This is a genomic window from Pelagibacterium sediminicola (assembly GCF_003390885.1).
Lineage (GTDB): Bacteria > Pseudomonadota > Alphaproteobacteria > Rhizobiales > Devosiaceae > Pelagibacterium > Pelagibacterium sediminicola.
On the sequence record NZ_QMEL01000005.1, the window covers coordinates 150,065 to 174,406 of the forward strand.

The window sequence follows — 24,342 nt, forward strand, 5'->3', positions numbered from 1 at the left end:
TCCTGCCATATGTGCGGGACTTCAATTACCGCGCCTTTTAGCAATGGCGGCGAACCAAAGGCAATCGGCAATTGCCGGGGCCTCATACCTCCACCGCCATCCCCGGTTCGAGAACGATCAGGCTCGCATCGCCCAGTTGCGGGGCAAGACCCTCAAAGGCCATATCCGCCGCGCCATCGCCAACGGCCAGCGCGATCAGCCGGGGCCGCGCAATTTCGAGCAGGGCCGCGCCCTCCGCCACACATTGCCCACCGGTCCCGCTCAACACCACGACGGTATTATCGGCCCACCGCCCCCATTGCGGCCCCGCCCCGGCATCGGCGATCACGAGAACCCCATCATCGACCGAAGAAGCCACAAGCCCGGCACCGAGCCGGAAAAGGCTCAAGCCTTCGTCACCTGCGCCCTCATCGATCAGCCGCCCGCGCCTGCGGGGCTTCCAGATGGAGGGATCAAACGGGGGAATGCCGTTCCGGGCCGCCGACACGACCGTCTGCGCGCCCGACACCAGTTCGCCGGGATCGACCCCCTCGGCCGCCCCGTCCGGATCGATGACCACGATCCGCCCCGCGATATGAATGCGGAAGGTCATCGCGGCAAACCATGTGATCTTCATTTCCCTCGTCCCTTGCCAAGCGGCGCGATACTGCTGATAAGCTGGCGAGGCCCCAACGGCAAGGATGCCCATGACCGACACCGATTCTCCGCTGGCCGGCCTTGCCGAAAACGGCAAGCTGATGGGGCTCGATCTGGGCACTAAAACCATCGGCGTCGCCATATCGGACGCCCTGCGCATGACCGCCTCGCCGGTCGAAACCATCAAGCGCATCAAATTCACCCAGGACGCCGAGCGGCTGGCAAAACTCGTCGCCGACCATAACGTCACCGGCATCGTCGTCGGCTTGCCGCTCAACATGGACGGCACCGAGGGCCCCCGCGCCCAATCCACCCGCGCCTTCGTGCGCAACCTGAAACAGAAGATCGATCTCCCCATCGTCTTCTGGGACGAACGGCTCTCCACCATGGCGGTAACCCGCACCATGCTCGAAGCCGACCTCTCCCGCGCCCGGCAGGCCGAAGTGGTCGACAAGCTGGCGGCAAGCTACATCCTGCAAGGCGCGCTGGACCGGTTGCGGCGGGGGTAAAAAACCCGGCGCAATCACCCTCCCCACCAAGGGGAGGGTGTTTCCTTTGCTTGGACACCTCCTGCGCACAAGCCCGGCACCTCCCCCCTTGTGGGGGAGGTTGGGAGGGGGGTATTCGGTGCTTGCGGCTATATATGACTCACAAAAATCTCGCCCCACCCTTGCCGCACCTCTTCCCATGGGCTAGGGACCGGCAGTCGCAAGCGGGGTATCAAATGGCACGACGACAGCCTGAACCTTCCGACACGAAAACCGGCCCGACCGGGTCCTTTCTTCCTTTCCGTCACCGGCATCTTCTGGGCATCGCGCAGCTTTCGCCCGTCGAGATCGTCGATCTCATCGACCGCGCCGAGGCGATGATTCCGGTTTCGCGGGCACGCAAGACGCTGCCCGGCCTCGCGGGCAAGACCCAGATCAACCTGTTTTTTGAAAATTCCACCCGCACCCAGGCGAGCTTCGAGATCGCAGGCAAGCGGCTGGGGGCGACCGTGCTCAACATGGCGGTCAGAACCTCCTCGCTCGCCAAGGGCGAAACGCTGGTCGACACAGCAACGACGCTCAACGCCATGCAGCCCGACGCCATCGTCGTCCGTCACGGCTCGTCGGGCGCGGTCGAGCTTTTGAGCCAGAAGGTCGAATGCGCGGTCATCAACGCAGGCGACGGCTCCCACGAGCACCCCACGCAAGCCCTCCTCGACGCCCTCACCATCCGCCGCCATTTCGGGCGGCTCAACGGGCTGACGGTGGCCATCTGCGGCGACATCGCCAATTCGCGCGTGGCGCGCTCCAATCTCGTCCTGCTCGGTGCCATGCAGGCCCGCACCCGCGTCATCGCCCCCAAAACGCTATTGCCGCGCGGCGTCGAGCAGATGGCGAGCGAGGTCTTCACCGACATGCGCAAGGGGCTCAAGGGCGCGGACGTGGTGATGATGCTCCGCCTCCAGAACGAACGCGCCAGCGGCAAGCTGATCCCCTCGGTGCGCGAGTATTATCGCTTTTACGGCCTCGACGCCGAAAAGCTCGCCCATGCCAACGCCAACGCGCTGGTCATGCACCCCGGTCCGATGAACAGGGGCGTCGAGATCGACCCCGCCATCGCCGACGGCCCCCAATCGGTGATCACCGAGCAGGTGGAAATGGGAGTTGCGGTGCGCATGGCGGTGCTGGATGCGCTGCTGGGTGGGGAGAAGGAATGATGGTCTTACATTTTATGCTAGCATCGCAGCCCCCTCATCCGACCTTTCGCTTTGCGAAAGCCCACCTTCTCCCACGAGGGGAGAAGGGGAACCGTGGAGCAGCCACACGAGCCCCCCTCTCCCCTCGTGGGAGAGGGGCTGGGGGTGAGGGGGCCAGCGATGCCTAACCGCCCACTGCTGATCGAGAATGCCCGCATCATCGATCCCGCGACCAACGCCGATTTCAAGGGCTCCATCCTCATCGAGAAGGGCCGTATCGCCGATATCGCGGAAGGCGCTGCGCCCGGAGTTCCGGAAAAGGCCCGCACCATTGACGCCATGGGCCTCATCGCCGCGCCGGGTCTTATCGACATGCGCGTTTTCACCGGCGAGCCCGGCCATGAATACCGCGAGACCATCGCAAGCGCCGGAGAGGCGGCGGCGGCGGGTGGGGTAACGACCATCCTCGTCATGCCCGACACCCTGCCGGTGATCGACGATGGCGCGCTGGTCGAGTTCATCGCCCGCAACGCCAAGGCCAATACCGGCATCACCGTCCTGCCCTCGGCCGCCATCACCAAAGGCACCGAAGGCAGCGAACTGACCGAATTCGGCCTGCTGCTCGAAGCGGGGGCGGCGTGTCTGGCGGAGGGGCGCAAGTCCATCCAGAACTCGGCCGTCCTGCGCGCCGCAATGACCTATGCCGCCAATTTCGACGCGCTGATCGTCCATCAGCCCGCCGAGGCGAGCCTTGTTTCGGACGGGGTGATGAACGCCGGGCCCCTCGCCACCTTCCGGGGGCTCAAGGGCATCCCCGGCGAGGCCGAGACCATCCCGCTCGACCGCGACCTGCAACTGGCGCTGATGACCGGCGCGCGTTATCACGCCGCGCAGATCTCCACCGCCCGCGCCATCGAGCTAACCCGGTTCTACAAGGCGCGCGCGGCTCACGTCACGGTCGGCGCATCGATCAACAATCTCTGCCTCAACGAGAACGACGTCGGCTCCTATCGCACCTTCTTCAAGCTCTCTCCGCCGCTCCGCCATGAGGACGACAGGATGGCGCTGGTGGAGGCGCTGAAATCGGGCATCGTCGATGTCATCCATTCCGACCACGACCCGCAGGATTCCGAAGGCAAGCGCCAGCCCTTCGCCGATGCGGCAACGGGCGCCATCGGGCTCGAAACCCTGCTCCCGGCGGCCCTGCGGCTGGTTCATTCGGGCGATGTGGACCTCATGACCGTCCTGCGCGCCATGACCGCCCGCCCCGCCGAAATCCTCGGGCTCGAAAGCGGGCGCATCGCAAAGGGCGCGCCGGCCGATCTCTGCCTTTTCGATATGGACTACCCCTGGCTCGTCGAGGAAGCTACGATCCGCTCCCGGTCGCGCAACACAACGTTTGAGAACGCGCGCATGACCGGCAAGGCGATGCTGACTATCGCAGGGGGCAAGGTAGTGTTCATGGAGGAGCAGCAAGGTGCTTGATTATGCGCTGGCGCTTGTATTGGGCTACCTGCTCGGCTCGATCCCCTTCGGGCTGATCCTCACGCGGTTTGCCGGGCTCGGCGATGTACGCGCCATCGGCTCGGGCAATATCGGCGCCACCAACGTGCTACGCACCGGCCGCAAGGACATCGCGGCGGCAACGCTGGTGCTCGATGCGGGCAAGGGAGCCGTCGCAGTGCTGATCGCCATATGGCTCTGGGGCTTTGAGGCGGGCATGGTCGCCGGCATCGCCGCCTTTGCGGGACATGTCTTTCCCGTCTGGCTCGGGTTCAGGGGCGGCAAGGGCGTCGCCACCTATATCGGCATCCTTCTGGCGCTCGACTGGCGGATCGGGCTGATCTTTTGCGCGGTCTGGCTGGTAATTGCCTTTGCGCAACGCTACTCCTCGCTGGCCGCCCTCACCGCTGCCGCCACCGCGCCCATGTTCGCCTTTGCCTTTTCGGGAACCGGACTGACGATCGCAACCCTCGTACTCTCGATGGCACTCTATATCACCCACCGCGAAAACATCGTGCGGCTGGCCCGAGGCACCGAATCACGGATCGGGCAGAAAAAGGCCGGAGAGGGATAAGCGGCCATGACGCGCGAAAGGCTCACACCCCGGCAGCGCGTCGACTGGCTCCGCCTCATCCGCACCGCCAATGTCGGTCCGCAGACCTTTCGCCAGCTCATCAACCGCTTCGGATCTGCCAGCGCCGCGCTCGACGCCCTGCCCGGCCTCATAAGGCGCAACGGCGCGCCGCCGCCCTCGATTCCCGCCATCGCGGAAGTGGAAGACGAGATCGCGACAGCCGAAAAGCTCGGCGCCCGGTTCGTTGCCGTGGGCGACCCCGATTACCCCCCGCATTTGAGGCACATCCACGGCCCCCCGCCGCTTCTCGCGGTGATGGGCGGCGATATTCTGGCCAGCGGGAGGACCGTGGGGATTGTTGGCGCGCGCAACGCATCCGCCGCCGGACGGCGCATGGCGCAAGTGCTGGCGCGTGAACTGGGCGATGCGGGATATGTCGTCGTCTCGGGTCTGGCGCGGGGGATAGACGCGGCGGCCCACGAGGCGGCGCTGCGCGGCGGGACGATCGCTGTGATGGCGGGCGGGCTCGACCGGCTGTACCCGGACGAGAACAAGCCGCTGGCCCGGGCCATCATCGCCGAGGGCGGCGCGCTGGTGAGCGAGATGCCGTTCGGCTGGGCGGCCCGCGCCCGCGACTTCCCCCGCCGCAACCGGCTGGTGGCGGGCATTTCGCTCGGCGTTGTCATCGTCGAGGCCGCAAGGCGCTCCGGTTCGCTGATCACCGCCCGGCTGGCGCTGGAGCAGAACCGCGAGGTCTTCGCCGTCCCCGGATCCCCGCTCGACCCGCGCGCCGAAGGCGGCAACGCTCTCATCCGGCAGGGCGCAACGCTCATCACCTGCGCGGCCGACATCGTGGACGATCTCGCGCAGGCCCGGCCGGCGCAATCGGACCTCTTCGAGACCGACGAGCCGGACCAGCCCCTCCATGCCCTGCCCGACCCGACCAGCGACGAGCGCCACAAACTGCTCGACGCCCTGAGCCCCACACCGGTCCCCATCGACACGCTGGTGCAGACCTGCGGGCTTGCTGCCGGGACGGTGCAAATCCTCCTTCTTGAACTCGATCTGGCGGGCCGGATCGAGCGTTCGGGCGGCCAACTGGTCGCCCTGCGCCCCGCCGCTTCCTGATACCAGGTCCCTCCCTTCCTGACTTCTGATTTGACATGGGCCACCGCATTCACCATGTTGCGCTCGCCTTGAGGGTCGCGTTCCTGACCCCCTATTCTCCCGAATTCAGGGCATATCAATCCAGTTGCGGAGCCGCGTAAGGCATGAAAGTCGTCATCGTCGAGAGCCCGGCCAAGGCCAAGACCATCAACAAATATCTGGGCAAGGACTTCGAGGTTCTCGCCAGCTTTGGCCACATCCGCGACCTGCCCTCCAAGGACGGATCGGTGCGGCCCGACGAGGATTTCGCCATGAGCTGGGAGGTCGATACGGCCTCGAAAAAGCGGCTGTCCGACATCGCCAAAGCCGTAAAAGGCGCCGACGAACTGATTCTCGCCACCGACCCCGACCGTGAGGGCGAGGCCATTTCCTGGCACCTGCTGGACGTGCTCAGGGAAAAAAGGGCCATCAAGAAGGACATGCCGGTCAAGCGCGTGGTGTTCAACGCCATCACCAAGGACGCGGTGACCGAGGCGATGAAAAAGCCCCGTGACATCGACGCGCCGCTGGTCGATGCGTATCTGGCGCGCCGCGCGCTCGATTATCTCGTGGGCTTCACCCTCTCACCGATCCTGTGGCGCAAGCTGCCCGGCTCGCGCTCGGCGGGCCGCGTACAGTCGGTCGCGCTGCGGCTGGTGACCGAGCGCGAGGAGGAAATCGAAAGGTTCAAGCCGCAGGAATACTGGTCGGTCCTCTCGACGCTCGCCCAGAACGGAAAATCCTTCGAGGCGCGGCTTTATTCGGTCGACGGCGAAAAGACCGACAAGCTGGCGGTGAAAACAGGCGAGGATGCCGAAGCGCTGAAAAAGGCCATCGAAGCCGGGACGTTCCGCGTTTCATCGGTCGAGAAAAAACCGACCAAACGCAACCCTTACGCCCCCTTCACCACCTCGACCTTGCAGCAGGATGCTTCCTCGCGCCTGAGCCTTTCGCCCTCGCGCACCATGCAGATCGCCCAGCGGCTCTATGAGGACGGGCTCATCACCTATATGCGGACCGACGCCGTGCAGATGGCCCCCGAAGCCATCGAGGCGGCGCGGCGCGTGATCGGCAAGGAATTCGGCGCCGAATACGTACCGGAAAAGCCGCGCCTTTATCAGACCAAGGCCAAGAACGCGCAGGAAGCCCACGAGGCGATCCGCCCCACCGATCTCGGCAAGCATCCCGATACGCTGCGCAATATCGACCCCGACCAGCACAAGCTCTACCAGCTCATCTGGCGGCGGGCGCTGGCCAGCCAGATGCGGTCGGCCGAAATCGAGCGGACCACAGCCGACATCGCGGTTGCCACCGCCGGCCGCGCCATAACCTTGCGCGCCGTCGGCTCTGTCATCACCTTCCCCGGCTTCCTCGGCGTCTATGGCGTCGAAAAGACCGGCGAGGACGACGAGGACAGCCGCGAACTCCCCGCCCTCAAGGAAGGCGACACCCCTGCGCTTGAAAAGGTCGATATCGAGCAGCATTTCACCCAGCCCCCGGCGCGCTACACCGAAGCGAGCCTCATCAAGAAGATGGAAGAGCTGGGCATCGGGCGGCCCTCGACCTATGCGGCAACGCTGGGCACCCTCAAGGACCGCGATTATATCCGGCTCGAAAAGCGCGCGCTCATCCCGGAGGATCGCGGGCGGCTGGTGACGGCTTTCCTCCAGAGCTTTTTCACCAGATATGTCGAATACGGCTTCACCGCCGGGCTCGAGGAAGAACTGGACGAAATCTCGGCGGGCGAGATCGACTACAAGGAAGTGCTGCGCCGCTTCTGGAAGGATTTTTCGCACCAGGCCGAGGAAATCAAGGACCTCAGGGTCTCCCAAGTTCTCGACGCGCTCAACGAGCTTTTAGGCGATCACATCTTCCCGGCCCGCGAGGACGGGTCCGACCCGCGCCTCTGCCCCACCTGCGGCACTGGCCAGCTTTCGTTGAAACTCGGCAAGTTCGGCGCCTTCATCGGCTGCTCGAACTACCCCGATTGCCGCCACACCCAGCAGCTTTCCGAAAGCGCGACGGGACAGGCGAACGAGGCGGCGCAAGGCGACGGCGTGCTGGGTACCGATCCCGAAACGGGTCTCGACGTGTTCCTGAAGACCGGTCGTTTTGGGCCTTACGTCCAGCTCGGAGAAGACAAGGAGCCCAAGCGCTCAAGCCTGCCCAAAGGCTGGAACGCGGCATCGATGGATCTCGAAAAGGCATTGAAGCTGCTTTCCCTGCCCCGCGAAATCGGCACCCACCCCGAGAGCGGCAAGCCGATTACGGCGGGCATCGGGCGCTATGGCCCGTTCGTCCTTCATGACGGCACCTACGCCAACCTGCCGGACGTGGAAGAAGTGTTCACGGTCGGCCTCAACCGCGCCGTGACGCTGATCGCCGAAAAGAAGGCGGGCGGCGGGCGCGGCCGCGCGGCAGCCGCCGCGCCGATCCAGACCTTCGAGCACGCCGATGGCCCGGTTACCGTACGCGCGGGCCGTTACGGGCCCTACGTCAACCAGGGCAAGATCAACGCTACCCTCCCCCGCGACCTCGCGCCGGAAGCGGTGACGCTGGAAAAGGCACTGGAACTGATTGCCGCCAAGGCGGGTTCGGGAAGCAGGAAGAAGGCTCCGGCCAAAAAGGCTGCGGCAAAAAAGAAACCGGCGGCGAAGAAGAAGGCGGAAGCCTGATAACTTCCAGTACCGGGCTCCACCCCTCCCCAACCCTCCCCATCAGGGGGAGGGTGTTACGGAGCGTTTGGGGCAGCCGGTGGTACGATCCAGCACCTCCCTCCTTGTGGAGGAGGATGGGTGGGGGGTATCCAGAGCGAGCAACTGGGCAGAAGTTCAATGAAAAAAGCCGGTCCCCGCACCACCAAAAACGCCAAAGCGACCAAATACCAGCCCGGCACCCTCCCCACCCGCGAAGCCATTCTCGAGGCCGTCTCCCAATTTCCCGACATCGACTCCAAGCGCGAGATCGCGCGGCATTTCGGGATCAAGGGGGATGACCGCATCGCGCTCAAGGTCATGTTGCGCGATATGGAGAACGAGGGCCTGCTGGCGCGCAAGCGCAAGGCGATCCGGGTGACGAGCGAATTGCCCGCCGTCACCGTGCTCGATATTCCCGCCGATGCGGACCCCGACAATCTCCACGCCTTCCCTGCCAGATGGGACGAGGAAGAAGGCGAAAAGCCGCGCGTGACGGTGCTGGCGGGCAAGGACGCCCGCGTGGTCCCTGCCCCCGGCGACCGCATTCTGGCGCGCATCCAGCGCGGGGATGAACTGGCGCCCACCTACACCGCCCGCGCGATGAAGGTGCTCGACAAACCGCGCAAAGCCGATATCGGCATCGTGCGGATGGACGAGGACGGCGCGCGGCTGGTGCCCATCGAGCGCAAGGCGCGCGAGATGCGCATATCCGCGGGCGATCTGGGCGACGCGAAGGATGGCGATCTGGTCGAGGTCGAAGTGACGCTATCGGGCCGCCTGATGATCCCGAGGGCCAAGGTCATCTCCGTCATCGGCAATCCCAGGTCCGAAGGGGCGGTGAGCCTCATCGCGCTCCACGCGCTGGATATCCCCTACCGCTTCCCCGCGTCCGTCATTGCCGAGGCCGCCGAGGCGCAGGAGGCAACGCTCAAGGGCCGCGAGGACTGGCGCGATATCCCGCTCGTCACCATCGACCCGCACGACGCCAAGGATTTCGACGACGCCGTCCACGCCGAGCCTGACACCGACCCCGCCAATTCCGGCGGACACATCATCCATATCGGCATTGCCGACGTGGCTCACTATGTGCGCTCCGGCTCAGCACTCGACCGCGAAGCCTGGCTGCGCGGCAACTCGGTCTATTTCCCCGACCGGGTGGTGCCGATGCTGCCCGAAAGGATTTCCAACGATCTGTGCTCGCTGCGCGAAGGCGAGAACAGGGCCGCGATGGCCTTGCGCATCGTCATCGACGCCGAGGGCAACAAGAAGCGCCATTCCTTCCATCGCGTGACGATGCGGTCCGCCGCCAGGCTCAGCTACCAACAGGCGCAGGCCGCCATGGACGGCAAGCCGGACGACGCGACGGGCCCCCTGCTTGAAACGATCCTCAAGCCCCTGTGGGCCGCATATGCCGCGCTTGCAAAAGCCCGCAACCGGCGCGGTCCACTGGCACTCGACATGCCCGAGCGGCGCATAAGACTCGATCAGAACGGCATGGTCGTCGACGTTTTCGTGCCCGAACGGCTCGAAGCCCACAAACTCATCGAAGAGATGATGATCCTCTCCAACGTCTGCGCCGCCGAGACGCTGGAAAAACACCGGATCGGCCTGCTCTACCGGGTGCACGACGCGCCAAGCCGCGAAAAGCTGACGGCACTGGGCGAATTCCTCAAATCGCTGGACCTTCCCGTCCCGCGCTCGGAAAGCCTCAGGCCAAGGGATTTCAACCAGATCCTTTACCGCGCCGAAAAGGCGGGCAAGTCCGAACAGGTCAACGAAATGGTGCTGCGCAGCCAGGCACAGGCCGAATATGCGCCGGGCAATTACGGCCATTACGGCCTCAATCTCGACCGCTACGCCCATTTCACTTCTCCCATTCGCCGCTATGCGGACCTCATCGTCCACCGCGCCCTGATCCGTGCGCTGGGGCTGGGCAATGACGGGTTGACCGAGGCCGAGGAAGGCCGTCTTGCCGCCATCGGCCAGCACATCTCTGCCACCGAACGCCGCGCCATGGCCGCCGAACGCGAAACGGCGGACAGGCTGCTGGCGCAATATCTCGCCAGCCACATCGGCGCGCGCTTCACGGGCAAGATCGCCGGCATCGCGGGCGCGGGCCTGTTCGTGCGCCTCGACGAGACCGGCGCGGATGGTTTCGTTCCCGTCTCTTCACTCGGCACCGACTATTTCCGCTATTTCGAGGACCGGCAGGCCATGATCGGGGAGCGGACCGGCGAGCGATTCGGCATCGGCGACCGGGTCGAGGTGCGACTGCTTGAAGCGGCCCCCATGGCTGGCGCTCTGCGCTTTGAAATTCTATCTGAAGGGGAACGTGTGAAACCGCCGGGCCCCGGCCGTGGCAGGCAGCGCGCCAAACGGCCGCCCATACGCACCAAGCACCGCCCCAGGAGATGAACAATGGCGTTCATCCAGACAACATCCAGACCCCACCGCCCCCTCTGGCCCGCAATGAAACGCGGCATGGCCGGCAAATGCCCTAGTTGCGGCGAGGGGCAACTGTACTACAAATATCTCAAGGTCAACGAGACCTGCCCCGCCTGCGGCGAGGAACTGCACCACCACCGCGCCGATGACGCCCCGCCCTATCTCGTGATCGTCATCGTCGGTCATGTCATGATCGGGATCGTCATTTACATGGAGATGATGTTCCGCATCGCCGCCATACAGTATCTGGCAGTCGTGCTGCCGCTGGCCGTCCTGCTCTCGCTCTGGCTCCTGCCGATCGTCAAGGGCGCGATCGTGGGCCTGCAATGGGCAAATTACATGCACGGGTTCGATCCCGACGGGGCGGACGACGATCCGGAGGAGTGGAAGTAGGCTCCACTTTTCCGGAGACCGAAACCTCTCGTATATCGGCAAGCACCGCTTGACATTCGGCGCAAAATCCATAGTTTGCGCGCAACTGATTTCGGACGCCGTGCGCAGGACCTGCCGCGCGGCCTCGTTTTTTCAAAGGCTACCGCAATGGCAAAGTCCAACACGATCAAGATCAAGCTGGTCTCGACCGCCGACACCGGCTTTTACTACGTGACCAAGAAGAACACCCGCACCGCGACCGAGAAGCTCTCGTTCCGCAAGTACGATCCGGTGGTGCGCAAGCATGTCGAGTTCAAGGAAGCCAAGATCAAGTAAGATCCGGCGCCTCATGAAGAAATACGGAAACCCCGCCTCGGCGGGGTTTTTCTTTTGTCCTTGGAATATCGAGAAGAAGAAATGGCTGGCCCGGAACGGCTGTCGAAGAGGCCACTCTTGGGTGCCGTGGCCGGGCCAGCCCCCTACGGTACAGGAGTTGCGGCGGACCTGAATTCCGTAGGGACATACTGAACAGAGATGCAGTTGCATCCGTTTCAGTACGTATACGGTACGCGCTTGCCCCTATAAGGCCAAGTATACAATGGCCCGGCATCTGCTGTTTTACTATTAATAATAAAGAGTTAACCTTAATCGGTCAGGCCGCCTCGGAAACCACGCGGTTGCGGCCACTGCGCTTGGCGGCATAAAGCGCCATGTCGGCGCGCTTGATAACCGTTTCGGGCGTATCGTCCGCGAATTCGTTGAACGCCATCCCTGCGCTCACCGTGATACCCAGCGGCGTATCGGGCCCGACCTTGAACTGCGCCTGGGCGATCGACTGCCGTACCCGTTCGGCGACGTGAAGCGCGAGGCTCGCATCGGTATCGGGCATCAGAACGACAAACTCCTCGCCCCCGAACCGGCAGGCCAGATCCACGCCCCGGATATTGCGCTGGAGCCGCAGGGAAAATTCCTTGAGCACCGCATCACCCACATCATGACCGTGAGTGTCGTTGACCGCCTTGAAGAAATCGATATCGAGCAGCATGACAGCCATCGGGCGGTCCTGTTCCCTCGCTTTGGAAAGGCTCAGGGCAAGATGGCGCTCGAAATAGCGGCGGTTGTAGAGACCAGTCAGTTCGTCGATCACCGCCATCTGCATGGTCGAGGACAGGCTTTCGCGCAACTCGACCGTATAGCGATGCCGCCTGATCTGCGTCTTGACGCGTGCCGCCAACTCGTGGCGTTCGAGCGGACGCATGATGAAATCATTGACCCCGAGGTCCAGCCCGCGCACCACCTGCTGGCGGTCCTTGTCGTCGGCAATCAGGATGATGGGCAGCGAGCGGGTCTGGTCCGCCGTCCTGATCTGCGAGCAGACGCGCAGCGGATCGAACCCTTCGAGGGCCATGCTGACCAGCACCAGCTCGTAATCCCCGCCCGAAATCTGGAACACCGCATCGGAGGGCGTCGTCAGCACATCGACATTGTGATGATCCTGGAGATAGGCCCGGATGCGCTCGGCGCGCCCCGCTTCTCCCTCGATGACGAGGATGCGCCCCTGCGAGGCATCGGTCTCCTCGACCGAGCGGGCGGCGTGTTCGAGCGCCAGTTGGTGGCTCGTATTGGCGCGGGCGCGCAACTCATCGGTCAGCACCTTGAGGCGGATGAGGCTCTTGACCCGCGCCAGCAACTGGATGTCATCGACCGGCTTGGTGAGAAAATCGTCGGCCCCCGATTCGAGTCCACTGACCTTGTCGGACGGCTGGTCGAGCGCGGTGACCATAACGATGGGGATATGGGAGGTGCGCGCATCGGCCTTGAGGATACGGCAACACTCGAACCCGTCCATTTCGGGCATCATCACATCGAGCAGCACGACATCGATGTCCTGACTGCGGCAGATCTCGATGGCCTGCTGGCCCGAAACTGCGGTGACGACCTCGAAATATTCCGCCATGAGCCGCGCTTCGAGCAGCTTCACATTGGTGGGAATATCGTCAACGATCAGCACCCGTGCCGTCACGGCGCCATCCTCTCGATCCGGTGTTGAGTTGCAGGTCCACTACGCGGCCTTGCCAATGTAGCTTTCAATCGTTTCCAAAAAGTGAGGCACGGAGATAGGTTTGGAGATATAGCCTTCGCACCCGCCCTCCAGGATGCGCTCTTCATCGCCCTTCATGGCGAAGGCCGTGACGGCGATGACGGGAATCGGCGCGAGATCCTCGTCTTCCTTGAGCCATTTGGTGACGACCAGCCCGGAAACCTCGGGCAACTGTATATCCATGAGGATGAGGTCGGGCTTGTGCTCGCGCGCCAGATCGAGCGCTTCCATCCCGTTGCGGGTCTGGATGGTGCTATAGCCCCGCGATTCCAGAAGGTCATGGAAGAGCTTCATGTTGAGCTCGTTGTCCTCGACGATCATCACTGTCTTGGGCATTTTTCCACTTCCCCGCCGCCTCGCGGTCAACGCTTTTCGTTCTGGTTATGATCCGGTATCATCAATCCGTTACGAAACAAGAAATATGGCGAGTCTCTCGCCCGGGTCGAGGACCATGTCCGACACTGAACTGGACCGGATTGCCGATGCGTGCCTCACCTGGCTGGCGGGGGACGTTGCCGAACTCGAGCGCTTCATGACACTTGCGGGCTATACGCCGCAATCGCTGCGCGGCGCCGTGGGCACGGCAGGGTTGGCGCATGGTCTGATCGACTATTTCGGGCGCAACGAGCCGCTCCTGCTCGCCATGTGCGCCAACACCGGGCTCGACGTCGGCCACGTCATGAGGCTCTGGAACCGCCTCAACGCCCACGCCTGAGCGATGGCCGCGACACCCTTCATGTGCCGCGACTGCCTTATGCACGGCACGGCGGTCAGCCCCCCTGCCCGGTGCGCGCAATGCGGCTCGCCGCGCGTCCTCGCACATGCGGAGCTTTTCGATCTCGCCATCGCTCACGTCGATTGCGACGCCTTTTACGCCTCGGTGGAAAAGCGCGACGACCCCGGCCTTGCCGACAAGGCGCTGATTGTGGGCGGCGGGCAGCGGGGCGTGGTGGCCACCGCCTGCTACATCGCGCGCATGAGCGGGGTGCGTTCGGCCATGCCGATGTTCCAGGCAAGACGCCTTTGCCCCGAGGCGGTCATCATCAAGCCCAACATGAAGAAATATGCGAGCGTCAGCCGGGAAATCCGGGCGCTGATGGATGGGTTGACCCCGCTGGTGCAGCCGCTCTCGATCGATGAGGCCTTCCTCGACCTTTCGGGCACCCAGGCGCTGCACAAGGCCCCGCCCGCCATCGCCCTTGCGCGATTCGCAAAGCGGGTGGAGACGGAAATCGGCGTGACGGCTTCGGTGGGGCTTTCCCACAACAAGTTCCTCGCCAAGATTGCCTCGGACCTCGACAAGCCTCGCGGCTTTGCGGTGATCGGCAGGGCCGAGACCATCCCGTTCCTCGCCGAAAAGCCGATCTCGTTCATCTACGGCGTCGGCAAGGCGATGACCGAGACGCTGAAAAAGGACGGGCTCGTTACCATCGGCCAACTCCAGAACCGGGCGCCCGAAGACCTGATGCGGCGCTATGGCGAGATGGGCGCCCGCCTCGCCCGGCTCTCGCGCGGGGAGGACCCAAGGCGGGTTTCGCCGGAACGGGAAACGAAATCGGTCAGCACGGAAACCACCTTCTTTGCCGATCTCGCCGATTTCGATGCCCTGTCCACCGCCCTGCTCTCGCTTTGCGAACGGCTGTCCGAGCGCCTTAAAAAACAGATGCTTGTCGGCGATACCGTAACGCTTAAATTAAAGACGGCCGGGTTCAGGACCCGGACCCGTGCCCAGCACCTGATGATGCCGACCCAACTCACCACAACTCTCTACCAGACCGGCCTCCAGCTTCTGGCGCGTGAGGTGGACGGCACTGCCTTTCGCCTGCTGGGCATCGGTGTTAGTGGTCTGGAGGTGGCGGACGGGACCGACCCTGTCGATCTCATCGAACCGCTCATTGCCCGCAAGGCCGCCGCCGAACGCGCCATGGACAAGGTGCGCGACAAGTTCGGGCGCGAGGCGCTGGTGCGCGGCAAGCTCTATAAACAGCCCAAACCAAGGGACACACAGGTGGAGATGGAAGATGACGATTGAAGCAAAACTCAAGGACCTCGGATACGATCTCCCCAAACCGGCTGCGCCCGTCGCCGCCTATGTGCCGGTGACCCGCTCGGGCAATCTGCTGTTCGTCTCCGGCCAGCTTTCGACCGGCCCCGACGGGCTGGTAAAGGGGCATCTTGGCAAGGACGTCGATGTTGCCGCGGGCCAGAAGGCAGCCGAGCTTTGCGCGGTCAACATCCTGGGCCAGATCGCGGCGGTCGCCCCGCTCGAAAACATAACCGCGATCCTCAAACTCACCGTTCTCGTCGCCTCGGCGCCGGACTTTTCCGAGCAGCATCTGGTGGGCAACGGAGCGTCCGAACTGTTCATAAAAGTGTTGGGTGACCGGGCTAAACACGCTCGCGCCGCGTTCGGCGTAGCGGCCCTCCCCCTCGGCGCGGCCGTCGAGATCGACGCCGTCGTGGAGATCAGGGACTAGTGACTTCAGATATTTTCGCCCGCCCCATAGCACATCGCGGGCTGCATGACCGTGCCGCAGGCATCACCGAAAACTCCCGTTCCGCCTTTGAAGCCGCGATCGATCGCGGCTTCGGGATTGAATGCGACCTGCAGATAACGAGCGATGGCGACCCCGTGGTGTTCCACGACGCAACGCTGGAAAGACTGACGGGGCGGGAAGGACGGGTGATCGACACAAAGACCGCGGACCTTTGCGCCATCCCCCTCGTCGAAAGCACGGCGGGCGATACGCCGCTGAGGTTTCCCGACCTGCTCGATGGCGTTGCCGGGCAGGTTCCGCTGGTCGTCGAGATCAAGCAACAGAACTATCCCAACGAAACCCGGCACCTTGCCCAACAGGCGCTCGAGGCGATCGCAGGCTATGAGGGGCCGCTGGTCTTCAAGTCGTTCGATCCGCTGGCGCTCAGTGTCTTGCACAAGGCTGGATACCGCGGCGGCAAGGGCATCATCACCTTCGATTACCAGAATCATGCCGACCATCTGAGCGGCGTGCAGAAATTCATTTTGCGCAATACCTTGCATCGGGCCATCTCGCACTTCACATTCATATCCTGCGAGCGCACCGCGCTGTCCAATCCGGTTGTCCGGCTGCGGCGCGCGATGGGCATGAAGATAATGAGCTGGACCGTACGATCAGCGGCACAGGCGCAAGAGGCGCTCGAGCACGCCGACCAGATCGTCTTTGAAGGATTCGATCCCGAGGCGTGACTGCATCTGCCGAACTGACCATTTCGGTTCACCCCGACGCCGCTTCGATCCCTGCCCACGAATGGAACAGGCTGGCGGCGAACGGCACGGAAGGGCCTCCCAATCCCTTTCTCGACCACGCCTTTTTCCTCGCCCTCGAACAATCGGGCTGCGCAACCGGCAAAACGGGCTGGCAGCCCCAGCACATCCTCATCCGGCGCGGGGACGAGGCGATCGGTCTGATGCCGATGTTCCTCAAATCCCATTCCATGGGTGAATACGTGTTCGATCACGCCTGGGCCGACGCCTTCGAGCGGGCCGGCGGGCGCTATTATCCCAAGCTGCAGTCCTCGGTGCCCTTTACGCCGGCCACCGCGCCAAAGCTGCTGGCGGCGGATGACGGCATCGAAACCCGCATGGCCCTGCTGGGCGCGGCGGAAACGCTGGCCGAGCGGCTGGGCGCATCATCGGTGCACGCAACCTTCGTACCCGAAGCCGAGGAAACCCTTGCCCGCGAGGCTGGATGGCTGGTGCGGCACGATACGCAGTTCCACTGGACCAATGAGGGGTTCGCAAATTTCGACGATTTCCTCACCATCCTGCAATCGCGCAAGCGCAAGGCGATCCGCCGCGAACGGCGCGAGGCGCTGGCCGATGGATTGAGCGTGGAATGGGTGACCGGCAGCGACCTCACCGAAGCCCATTGGGACGCCTTTTTCGCGTTCTACATGGACACCGGCTCGCGCAAATGGGGCCGCCCCTATCTCAACCGCGAGTTCTTTTCGCGCATCTCAGAGACGATGGCCGACCGCATCCTGCTGGTGATGGCGAGGGACGGCGACGACTATATCGCGGGGGCGCTCAATTTCATCGGCACCGATACGCTCTTTGGCCGCAACTGGGGCGCGGTCCGCGACGTGCCGTTCCTCCATTTCGAGCTTTGCTATTATCAGGCCATCGATTTCGCGATCGAAAGGGGCCTCAAGCGCGTGGAAGCCGGCGCGCAGGGCGAGCACAAGCTCGCCCGGGGCTATGGACCGCAAACCACGCGCTCGATCCATTTCATCACCCATCCGGGCCTGCGGCGCGCCGTGGCCGATTATCTTAACGAGGAGCGCCGCGCGGTCGCCATGCACAGCGAAGCGCTTGAAACCTATACGCCGTTCCGCAAGAGTGACGGATAGCTGTGCGGCTTGCTCCCATCGCTGTCCCGGCGAAAGCCGGGACCCATCTTGCCCCTCGCTCTGCGGCTGGCAAAGCATGGACTCCGGCTTTCGCCGGAGAAGCGAACGGTGGGGAGGCTCGCTCCGTCCATTTTTAACAACACCCGCGGGAGGACCTGATGACCGCCTACGATCCGGACAACATTTTCACCAAGATCATCGAGGGCGAAATCCCCTGCCACAAGGTCTATGAGGACAACGAGACGCTGGCCTTCATGGATATCATGCCCCAGTCGCAAGGCCATACGCTGGTGATCCCCAAATCCGGCTCGCGCAACCTGCTCGACGCCGACCCGGCCGTCCTCGCCGACCTGATCCAGAAAACCCGGACGGTCGCCGCCGCCGTGATGAAGGCCACCGGCGCCGACGGTTTCCGCATCATGCAGTTCAACGAAGCCCCCGCCGGACAGACGGTCTTCCACCTCCACTTCCACATCATCCCGATCTACGAAGGCGTGCCCCTCAAACCCCATGCGGGCGAGGCAGCGGACCACACGGCGCTCGGGGCGCTGGCAGCCAAGATTCGCGGAGCGTTTTAGATTTTGACGGAAACGATCAGCAATCTTCCATCGCTGTCCCGGCGAAAGCCGGGACCCATAGCGAACCATCCGCGAGGGAGAATGTTGAAACATGTGCCCCGGTTTTCGCCGGGGAAGTGAAGGAGCAAGGCCGGCGTCTCCACCGGCCTTCCCGTCTTTTCCCCGTCATTGCCCGGCTTGTCCGGGCAATCCAGCCTTTGGGGCCGCTGGATCACCGGATACGACGGGGCGGTTTCAGGTCTTGGACTCCGCGCCCTTCGTCTTTGCCTTGCTGGTCGGCTTTTTCCCACCCCTCGGCCCGGTGATGGCCTTGGGGCGTGCCGGGCGCGGGGGGAGGGAGACAAGTTCGAGCCGGGCTTCGCTGCCCTCCCCGACCACGGTCACCTTCACCGATCCGCCCTTCTGCAAGAGTCCGAACAGCACTTCCTCGGCCAGAGGCTTCTTGACGTATTCCTGGATCACCCGGCCCAGCGGGCGGGCACCCATCTTTTCGTCATAGCCGCGTTCGGCCAGCCATACGGCGGCTTCGGGCGTCAACTCGATAGTGATGCCGCGCTCGGCGAGCTGGCCTTCGAGCTGGAGGACGAATTTCTCGACCACGCGATTGACCGTCTCGGGTGGCAGCGGAGCGAACGAAATAACCGCATCGAGCCGGTTGCGGAATTCAGGGCTGAAGGTGCGGTTGATCGCGTCCTCGTCGTCCCCTTCCTGCCGCGTGCGGCCAAACCCGATGGGGGATCTGGCCAGTTCCGCCGCGCCCACGTTCGAGGTCATGATCAAAATGACATTGCGGAAATCGACCTGTTTGCCCGAATGATCGGTCAGCTTGCCGTGGTCCATCACCTGCAACAAGATGTTATAAAGGTCCGGGTGGGCCTTTTCGATCTCGTCGAGCAGAACCACGCAATGAGGGTTCTGGTCCACGCCATCGGTCAAAAGCCCGCCCTGATCGAACCCGACATAACCCGGAGGCGCGCCGATCAGCCGCGAAACGGTGTGGCGCTCCATATATTCGGACATGTCAAAGCGCAGCAGTTCCACGCCCAGCGTATCAGCGAGCTGCTTGGCGACCTCGGTCTTGCCGACGCCGGTGGGGCCGGTGAAGAGGTACGAGCCGATGGGCTTTTCGGGCTCGCGCAGCCCGGCACGGGCCAGCTTGATCGCGGCTGAAAGCGCATCGATCGCCTTGTCCTGCCCGAACACCACGCGCTTGAGGTTGGTTTCGAGGTTGGCCAGCAATTCGGTATCGGACTTGGAGACCGATTTTGGCGGGATGCGCGCGATGGTGGCAACCGTCGCCTCGATGTCCTCGGCGGTGATCAGCTTCTTGCGCTTGTCCTCGGTCACCAGCATCTGGCGCGCACCGGTCTCGTCCACCACGTCGATGGCCTTGTCCGGCAGCTTGCGGTCGTTGATGTAGCGGGCCGAAAGCTCGACGGCGGCCTTGATGGCATCATCGGTATATTTGAGCTTGTGGTAATCCTCGAAATAGGGCCGCAACCCCTTCATGATCTCGATGGCATCGGGGATGGTCGGCTCGTTGACGTCGATCTTCTGGAAGCGCCGCACCAGCGCGCGGTCCTTCTCGAAGAACTGGCGATATTCCTTGTAGGTGGTCGAGCCGATGCAGCGAATCGCGCCCGAAGCCAGCGCGGGCTTCAAAAGGTTCGAGGCATCGAGCGCGCCGCCCGAAGTGGCGCCTGCGCCGATCACGGTGTGGATCTCGTCGATGAAAAGGATGACGTTATCCTTCTTTTCGAGTTCCTTCATGATCGCCTTGAGGCGTTCCTCGAAATCGCCGCGATAACGGGTGCCCGCGAGCAGCGAGCCCATGTCGAGCGCGTAGATCACCGAATCCTTGAGCACGTCGGGAACGTCGCCCTCGATGATGCGGCGTGCGAGGCCCTCGGCGATGGCCGTCTTGCCCACGCCGGGGTCACCCACATAGAGCGGATTGTTCTTGGAGCGCCGGCACAGCACCTGGATGGTGCGTTCGAGTTCGGGCGCACGCCCGATCAGCGGGTCGATCTTGCCCTGCTTGGCCTTCTCGTTGAGGTTGACGCAGAAATCGGCCAGTGCTGAACTCTGCTGCGGTCCGCCCTGCCCGCCGCGCGCGTTGTCTTCCGCATAGCCCGGACCGCCCTCCTCGGCACCGCGCGCCGCACGGTCCATATTGCGCCCGGACTTGGAAATGCCGTGCGAAATGAAGTTGACCGCATCGAGCCGGCTCATGTCCTGCTGCTCGAGGAAATAGGCAGCGTGACTCTCGCGCTCGGCAAAGATGGCGACGAGCACGTTGGCCCCGGTCACTTCCTCGCGGCCCGAGGATTGAACGTGAATGACGGCGCGCTGGATGACGCGCTGGAACGCGGCGGTCGGACGCGCGTCCTGTCCATTGGCGACGACGAGGCTGTCGAGTTCCTCGTCGATGAATTCCTCGAGATCGGCGCGCAGCGCCTCCACATCGACATCGCAGCCGTTGAGCACTGCGATGGTGTCGCGATCCTCTGTCAGCGCCAGAAGCAGGTGTTCGAGGGTTGCGAACTCATGGGCCCGCTCGCGGGCGAGGTTCATCGCCTGATGGAGTGCCTTTTCAAGTCCGCGGGAAAATGAGGGCATTTAGGACATCCTGTTCTATTGCTTTTCCATCACGCATTGCAGCGGATGAGAGTTTCGGCGCGCGGCATCCATCACTTGGGTAACCTTGGTTTCGGCCACCTCATAGGGATAGACCCCGCATTCCCCCACGCCCTCGTTATGAACGTGCCACATGATAGAGGTGGCCTCTTCACGGGACTTGTTGAACACCTGTTCGACGATCAGGATCACGAACTCCATCGGCGTATAGTCGTCATTGAGCAGCAATACCCGATAAAGGCTCGGCTTTTTGGTTTTCGGCCGGGTCTTGGTGACCACCCCGACCTGTCCCTCGCCCCCGTCATCCTCGCTCCGCCCCCCGCCGGGTCCGGCACTCAGCCGTGAACGGACGGCAAGGTCCCTTGCAAGCGGGGCGGTTAAGGCAAAGGGCTTGGAAATTTCAGACAAAGCGAGACGTCCCGATCCTCGAACAGACATAGAGGGCTTCATTATGTAGGCAAAACTTCGGCCATGTTAAGGGGCGATCTCGTGATCGGCCAAAAGTGAACGCCTCGCGCCGAAAAGCGCATCAAATTTTACGCACTTTACGGATTTGTAACCGCACCGCTCCTAACGTGGACGCATAAACGAATTCGGATGCCCTGCACGGGGGACGGCAGGCCCAACATCCGGTCCGTACAGTTGAGCGTACGGCGCAGCGTAACGCGCCGGTTGAGTAAAGAGTTGGAGTACCGGGTGCCGACCCTTCTGCGTAACGATTCCGCGCGTTCCGTGCTTGCGCGCGCCATTCTCGTCCTTGTTTTCGCGCTAGGGGCCTTCGCCCTGCTGCTTCAGCCCGCCGCCGCCCAGAACGTTCCGCGCGCCTACGCCGGTATCGCGGTCGACGCCAAGACCGGACAGGTGCTTTACCAGGACAAGGCCAACGATCTGCGCTATCCGGCCTCGCTCACCAAGGTCATGACGCTTTATATCCTGTTCCAGGAACTCGAAGCGGGGCGCATGAACCTCAATACCAAGCTCTCCGTCTCGGCCCATGCCGCCGCCGCCGTCCCCACCAAGCTCTACGTGCAGCGCGGCTCGACCATTTCGGTAGAAAACGCTATCAAGGCGCTCGTGACGCTCTCGGCCAACGACGTGGCACGGGTGATCGCGGAAAACATCGGCGGCACCGAAAGCCGGTTCGCCGAGCGCATGACCCAGACGGCCCGCGCGCTGGGCATGAGCAAGACCACCTACAAGAACGCCTCGGGGCTTCCCGACCGCGGGCAGGTGACTACCGCCGCCGATCAGGCGATCCTCGCCCGCGCCGTATTCCAGCATTTTCCGCATTATTACGAATATTTCCAGACGCGCAGCTTCACCTATGGCAAGCGCACATACGGCAACCACAACGCCCTGCTCGGCCAGAACGGCGTAGACGGTATCAAAACCGGCTATATCAACGCCTCGGGCTATAACCTGATGACCGCCGCGCGGGCCAGCAATCGACATATCGTCGTCGTGGCCCTCGGTTTCAACACCGGCGCGTCGCGCAACGCCAAGGTCGCCGAACTGGTGCGCACCTACATGCCCAAGGCCCGTCAGGGGGACTACTGGCGCGAGGCGATGATCGCCCGCCCCACCCTGCTCGGCACCGGTAGCAACATTCAAGTCGCCGCGGCCCCGGGCCGGGTCTATCCGCTCAACGGCCTGCCGCCCGTGCGCCCCGCCGCCATCATGGCCGGTGCGGTACAGGTCGCCTCGGCAGGCGCCGTCGCAACCATGCCCGCCCAGCCCGAAGTGGTGCCCTTCCAGATCATTTCCGCCACCGACATTCCAGCGCGGCCCGGCGACAGTGCGCTCGACCAGGCCACCTATGTGGCCACCGGCGTCATGCCCGACAGCACCCCGCAATATCCCGTGGACGATCCGATCGGCGCCTGGATCGCCGACACCATGCGGCTCAGCGCCTCCCCTTCGGACGTGGCAACGCTTCAGCCGGGGCAGGTCCTCGTGCCTCCCGCCCCCATCGCCCGCCCCGAAGGGCTGGCGCTCGACCTGATGACGACGCAGAGCGCCGATGGCGTGCCCGTTCAGGGCTGGGTGGTACAGGTGGGCGCCGTGCCGACCGAACAGGGCGCCGACGCCCTGCTGACCCAGGCCGCCGGCACCGTCGATGAGTTGAGGGACCTGCGCTCCTATGTCGAAACCTTCGAGCGCAACGGGCAGACGTTCTACCGTGCGCGCTTTGCAGGATTTGCCGACCGTGGACAGGCCCGCGTTGCGTGCGACGCACTGAGCGCCGCGTCCATGGCCTGCCTCACAGTACAGGGGTAGAACCGAAAACCGAGTACCCGCATTGGTGCGTTTGTAACGGAGTAGCCCAATGAGTGACATCATCGCCCTGAGCCGGTTGGCAAGATACCGCGCCAGTTCCCCCCTCGCCCATGAGGATGCGGCGATCGCCGATGAGGCTTTACGCAAGCTGGTCAAAAGCCTCGAGCCGCAAAAGCCGGTGCGCCGCCGCGTGTCCGACCTGCTTTCGATCGTATTGGCGCTTTCGGCACGCACCCGCCGCATGGTGCTCCCCCGCGTCACGGTCGAAGTGGATGTATTCGCACCCAACGGCAGCCGCGCGGTCCAGCTGTTCTTTCCGGAAGAAAAATAACGGAACTTCCCCGCCTCCAGCGCCATTGCCAGAACCGCAAGTGTCGTATCAAACTTGCCGCAAACTGAGCAATGGAGGAGGCGCAGGTGCAGTTTGAAAACAGGATCGTCCTCGTGACCGGAGCGGGATCGGGGATCGGCCGGGCCACGGCGCAGGCTTTCGCCCGGCAGGGCGCGCACGTGATCGGGCTGGACCTAAATTCCGAATCCCTTGGTACCCTCACCCAAGACGGCATCGAAACCATCCGCGCGGACGTCTCCGATCCCGCCGACATGCAGTCGGCCTTCGACCAGATCACCGAACGCCATGGACGGCTCGACGCCACCTTCGCCAATGCGGGCGTCAACGGCACCTGGGCCCCCATCGAGGACATGCGGGTCGAAGACTGGGACCAGGTGATGGGCATCAATTTGCGGGGCACGTTCCTCACCGTGCACCACACCGTACCCCTGATGCGCGGCGCCGGCGGCTCGATCATCATCACCTCCTCGATCACCGGCACCCGCATCTACAACATCACCGGCGCCTCGGCCTATGCAGCCACCAAAGGCGCACAGCTTTCCTATACGAAAATGGCGGCGCTCGAACTGGCCCGCTACAAGATCCGCGTCAACGCCGTATGCCCGGGCCGCATCCAAAGCAACATCCACGCCAATCCCAAGCACGGGCTCGAAAAGATCACCGTCCCCGCCGACTATCCCGACGGCGACATCCCGCTGACGGGCGGCACGGACGGCAAGCCCGAGGACGTCGCCGATGTCGTGACGTTCCTTGCCTCGGATGCGTCACGGCACGTCACCGGCACCTTCGTTTTCGTCGACGGCGGGCAATCGCTGCTGGTTTGAAGGGAGCGAACGCAGAGCAGGTGGAGGCATCGCGCTGGATTCCGGGAATAAATCCCGGAATGACAATGGTGTGTTTTGCGCGTTCTTACCTATCTCCGGTGTCACCCCGGGATTTATTACCGGGGTCC

At 63.6% G+C, this 24,342-nt stretch carries 23 protein-coding genes; 18 read left to right on the forward strand and 5 right to left on the reverse strand.

All coding sequences use genetic code 11. The features are described 5' to 3' along the window. Positions 1–82: 82 nt before the first annotated feature. Positions 83–616 (reverse strand): hypothetical protein, encoded by a 534-nt coding sequence (locus tag DQG18_RS10215; RefSeq protein ID WP_116654157.1) that lies wholly within the window; start codon positions 614–616, stop codon positions 83–85. Positions 617–686: 70 nt separating this feature from the next. Here DQG18_RS10215 and ruvX point away from each other — a divergent pair, with 70 nt between their 5' ends. The 9 genes from ruvX (at position 687) to rpmG (ending at position 11,392) form a co-directional block, all read left to right on the forward strand. After that, positions 687–1,145: a Holliday junction resolvase RuvX gene (ruvX, locus tag DQG18_RS10220; RefSeq protein WP_198669727.1), complete on the forward strand. Its 459-nt coding sequence runs from the start codon at positions 687–689 to the stop codon at positions 1,143–1,145. Positions 1,146–1,360: 215 nt separating this feature from the next. Beyond that, complete coding sequence (locus tag DQG18_RS10225) at positions 1,361–2,341, forward strand: aspartate carbamoyltransferase catalytic subunit (RefSeq protein ID WP_245958433.1); 981 nt, start codon at positions 1,361–1,363, stop codon at positions 2,339–2,341. A gap of 159 nt (positions 2,342–2,500) precedes the next feature. Then, positions 2,501–3,805: a dihydroorotase gene (gene pyrC / locus DQG18_RS10230; RefSeq protein WP_116654159.1), complete on the forward strand. Its 1,305-nt coding sequence runs from the start codon at positions 2,501–2,503 to the stop codon at positions 3,803–3,805. Then, positions 3,798–4,397, forward strand: coding sequence for a glycerol-3-phosphate 1-O-acyltransferase PlsY (gene plsY, locus DQG18_RS10235; RefSeq protein WP_116654160.1), 600 nt, complete (start codon positions 3,798–3,800; stop codon positions 4,395–4,397). The genes pyrC and plsY overlap by 8 nt, the downstream gene beginning before the upstream one ends. A gap of 6 nt (positions 4,398–4,403) precedes the next feature. Continuing rightward, entirely contained in the window at positions 4,404–5,525 is a 1,122-nt protein-coding gene (gene dprA, locus DQG18_RS10240) for a DNA-processing protein DprA (RefSeq protein WP_116654161.1), read from the forward strand. Between the two features lie 143 nt (positions 5,526–5,668). Next, positions 5,669–8,218: a type I DNA topoisomerase gene (gene topA / locus DQG18_RS10245; RefSeq protein WP_116654162.1), complete on the forward strand. Its 2,550-nt coding sequence runs from the start codon at positions 5,669–5,671 to the stop codon at positions 8,216–8,218. 159 nt (positions 8,219–8,377) lie between these two features. Then, positions 8,378–10,654, forward strand: coding sequence for a ribonuclease R (gene rnr / locus DQG18_RS10250; protein ID WP_116654163.1), 2,277 nt, complete (start codon positions 8,378–8,380; stop codon positions 10,652–10,654). Between the two features lie 66 nt (positions 10,655–10,720). Next, positions 10,721–11,077 (forward strand): DUF983 domain-containing protein, encoded by a 357-nt coding sequence (locus tag DQG18_RS10255; protein ID WP_245958434.1) that lies wholly within the window; start codon positions 10,721–10,723, stop codon positions 11,075–11,077. 147 nt (positions 11,078–11,224) lie between these two features. After that, positions 11,225–11,392 (forward strand): 50S ribosomal protein L33, encoded by a 168-nt coding sequence (gene rpmG / locus DQG18_RS10260; RefSeq protein ID WP_116654165.1) that lies wholly within the window; start codon positions 11,225–11,227, stop codon positions 11,390–11,392. A 316-nt stretch (positions 11,393–11,708) separates the two neighbouring features. On the opposite strand, the gene DQG18_RS10265 is transcribed toward rpmG, so the two are convergent. Then, the gene (locus DQG18_RS10265; protein ID WP_116654166.1) at positions 11,709–13,079 is read right to left on the reverse strand and encodes a PleD family two-component system response regulator; all 1,371 of its coding nucleotides are present in this window, start codon (positions 13,077–13,079) and stop codon (positions 11,709–11,711) included. Between the two features lie 39 nt (positions 13,080–13,118). Beyond that, positions 13,119–13,493, reverse strand: a complete 375-nt coding sequence (locus tag DQG18_RS10270) for a response regulator (protein ID WP_116654167.1) — start codon at positions 13,491–13,493, stop codon at positions 13,119–13,121. Between the two features lie 115 nt (positions 13,494–13,608). On the opposite strand from DQG18_RS10270, the gene DQG18_RS16085 reads away from it, so the two are divergent. The 6 genes from DQG18_RS16085 (at position 13,609) to DQG18_RS10300 (ending at position 18,124) form a co-directional block, all read left to right on the forward strand. Further along, complete coding sequence (locus DQG18_RS16085; RefSeq protein ID WP_157970103.1) at positions 13,609–13,872, forward strand: DUF3572 family protein; 264 nt, start codon at positions 13,609–13,611, stop codon at positions 13,870–13,872. 3 nt (positions 13,873–13,875) lie between these two features. Beyond that, complete coding sequence (locus tag DQG18_RS10280; protein WP_116654169.1) at positions 13,876–15,189, forward strand: DNA polymerase IV; 1,314 nt, start codon at positions 13,876–13,878, stop codon at positions 15,187–15,189. Beyond that, complete coding sequence (locus tag DQG18_RS10285; RefSeq protein WP_116654170.1) at positions 15,179–15,634, forward strand: RidA family protein; 456 nt, start codon at positions 15,179–15,181, stop codon at positions 15,632–15,634. Before DQG18_RS10280 ends, DQG18_RS10285 begins: the two co-directional genes overlap by 11 nt. Continuing rightward, positions 15,634–16,383 carry a glycerophosphodiester phosphodiesterase family protein gene (locus tag DQG18_RS10290; RefSeq protein ID WP_116654171.1) on the forward strand — a complete coding sequence of 250 codons (750 nt, stop codon included), beginning with the start codon at positions 15,634–15,636 and terminating at the stop codon, positions 16,381–16,383. Before DQG18_RS10285 ends, DQG18_RS10290 begins: the two co-directional genes overlap by 1 nt. Continuing rightward, the gene (locus DQG18_RS10295; protein ID WP_116654172.1) at positions 16,380–17,546 is read left to right on the forward strand and encodes a GNAT family N-acetyltransferase; all 1,167 of its coding nucleotides are present in this window, start codon (positions 16,380–16,382) and stop codon (positions 17,544–17,546) included. The genes DQG18_RS10290 and DQG18_RS10295 overlap by 4 nt, the downstream gene beginning before the upstream one ends. Positions 17,547–17,704: 158 nt before the next feature. Then, entirely contained in the window at positions 17,705–18,124 is a 420-nt protein-coding gene (locus DQG18_RS10300) for an HIT family protein (protein ID WP_116654173.1), read from the forward strand. A gap of 234 nt (positions 18,125–18,358) precedes the next feature. Here DQG18_RS10300 and clpA read toward each other — a convergent pair whose 3' ends face one another. Continuing rightward, positions 18,359–20,743 carry an ATP-dependent Clp protease ATP-binding subunit ClpA gene (gene clpA / locus DQG18_RS10305; protein ID WP_116654174.1) on the reverse strand — a complete coding sequence of 795 codons (2,385 nt, stop codon included), beginning with the start codon at positions 20,741–20,743 and terminating at the stop codon, positions 18,359–18,361. 15 nt (positions 20,744–20,758) lie between these two features. After that, positions 20,759–21,169 carry an ATP-dependent Clp protease adapter ClpS gene (gene clpS / locus DQG18_RS10310; RefSeq protein ID WP_425454223.1) on the reverse strand — a complete coding sequence of 137 codons (411 nt, stop codon included), beginning with the start codon at positions 21,167–21,169 and terminating at the stop codon, positions 20,759–20,761. 288 nt (positions 21,170–21,457) lie between these two features. Here clpS and DQG18_RS10315 point away from each other — a divergent pair, with 288 nt between their 5' ends. From DQG18_RS10315 to DQG18_RS10325, 3 genes are all read left to right on the forward strand, one after another. Then, on the forward strand, positions 21,458–23,038 hold the full coding sequence (locus DQG18_RS10315) for a D-alanyl-D-alanine carboxypeptidase (protein ID WP_198669728.1): 1,581 nt from the start codon (positions 21,458–21,460) through the stop codon (positions 23,036–23,038). Positions 23,039–23,087: 49 nt separating this feature from the next. Further along, a complete protein-coding gene (locus DQG18_RS10320; RefSeq protein ID WP_116654177.1) occupies positions 23,088–23,369 on the forward strand; it encodes a hypothetical protein in 282 nt (93 codons plus the stop codon). Positions 23,370–23,455: 86 nt separating this feature from the next. Continuing rightward, complete coding sequence (locus DQG18_RS10325; RefSeq protein ID WP_116654256.1) at positions 23,456–24,214, forward strand: SDR family oxidoreductase; 759 nt, start codon at positions 23,456–23,458, stop codon at positions 24,212–24,214. Positions 24,215–24,342 lie beyond the last annotated feature (128 nt).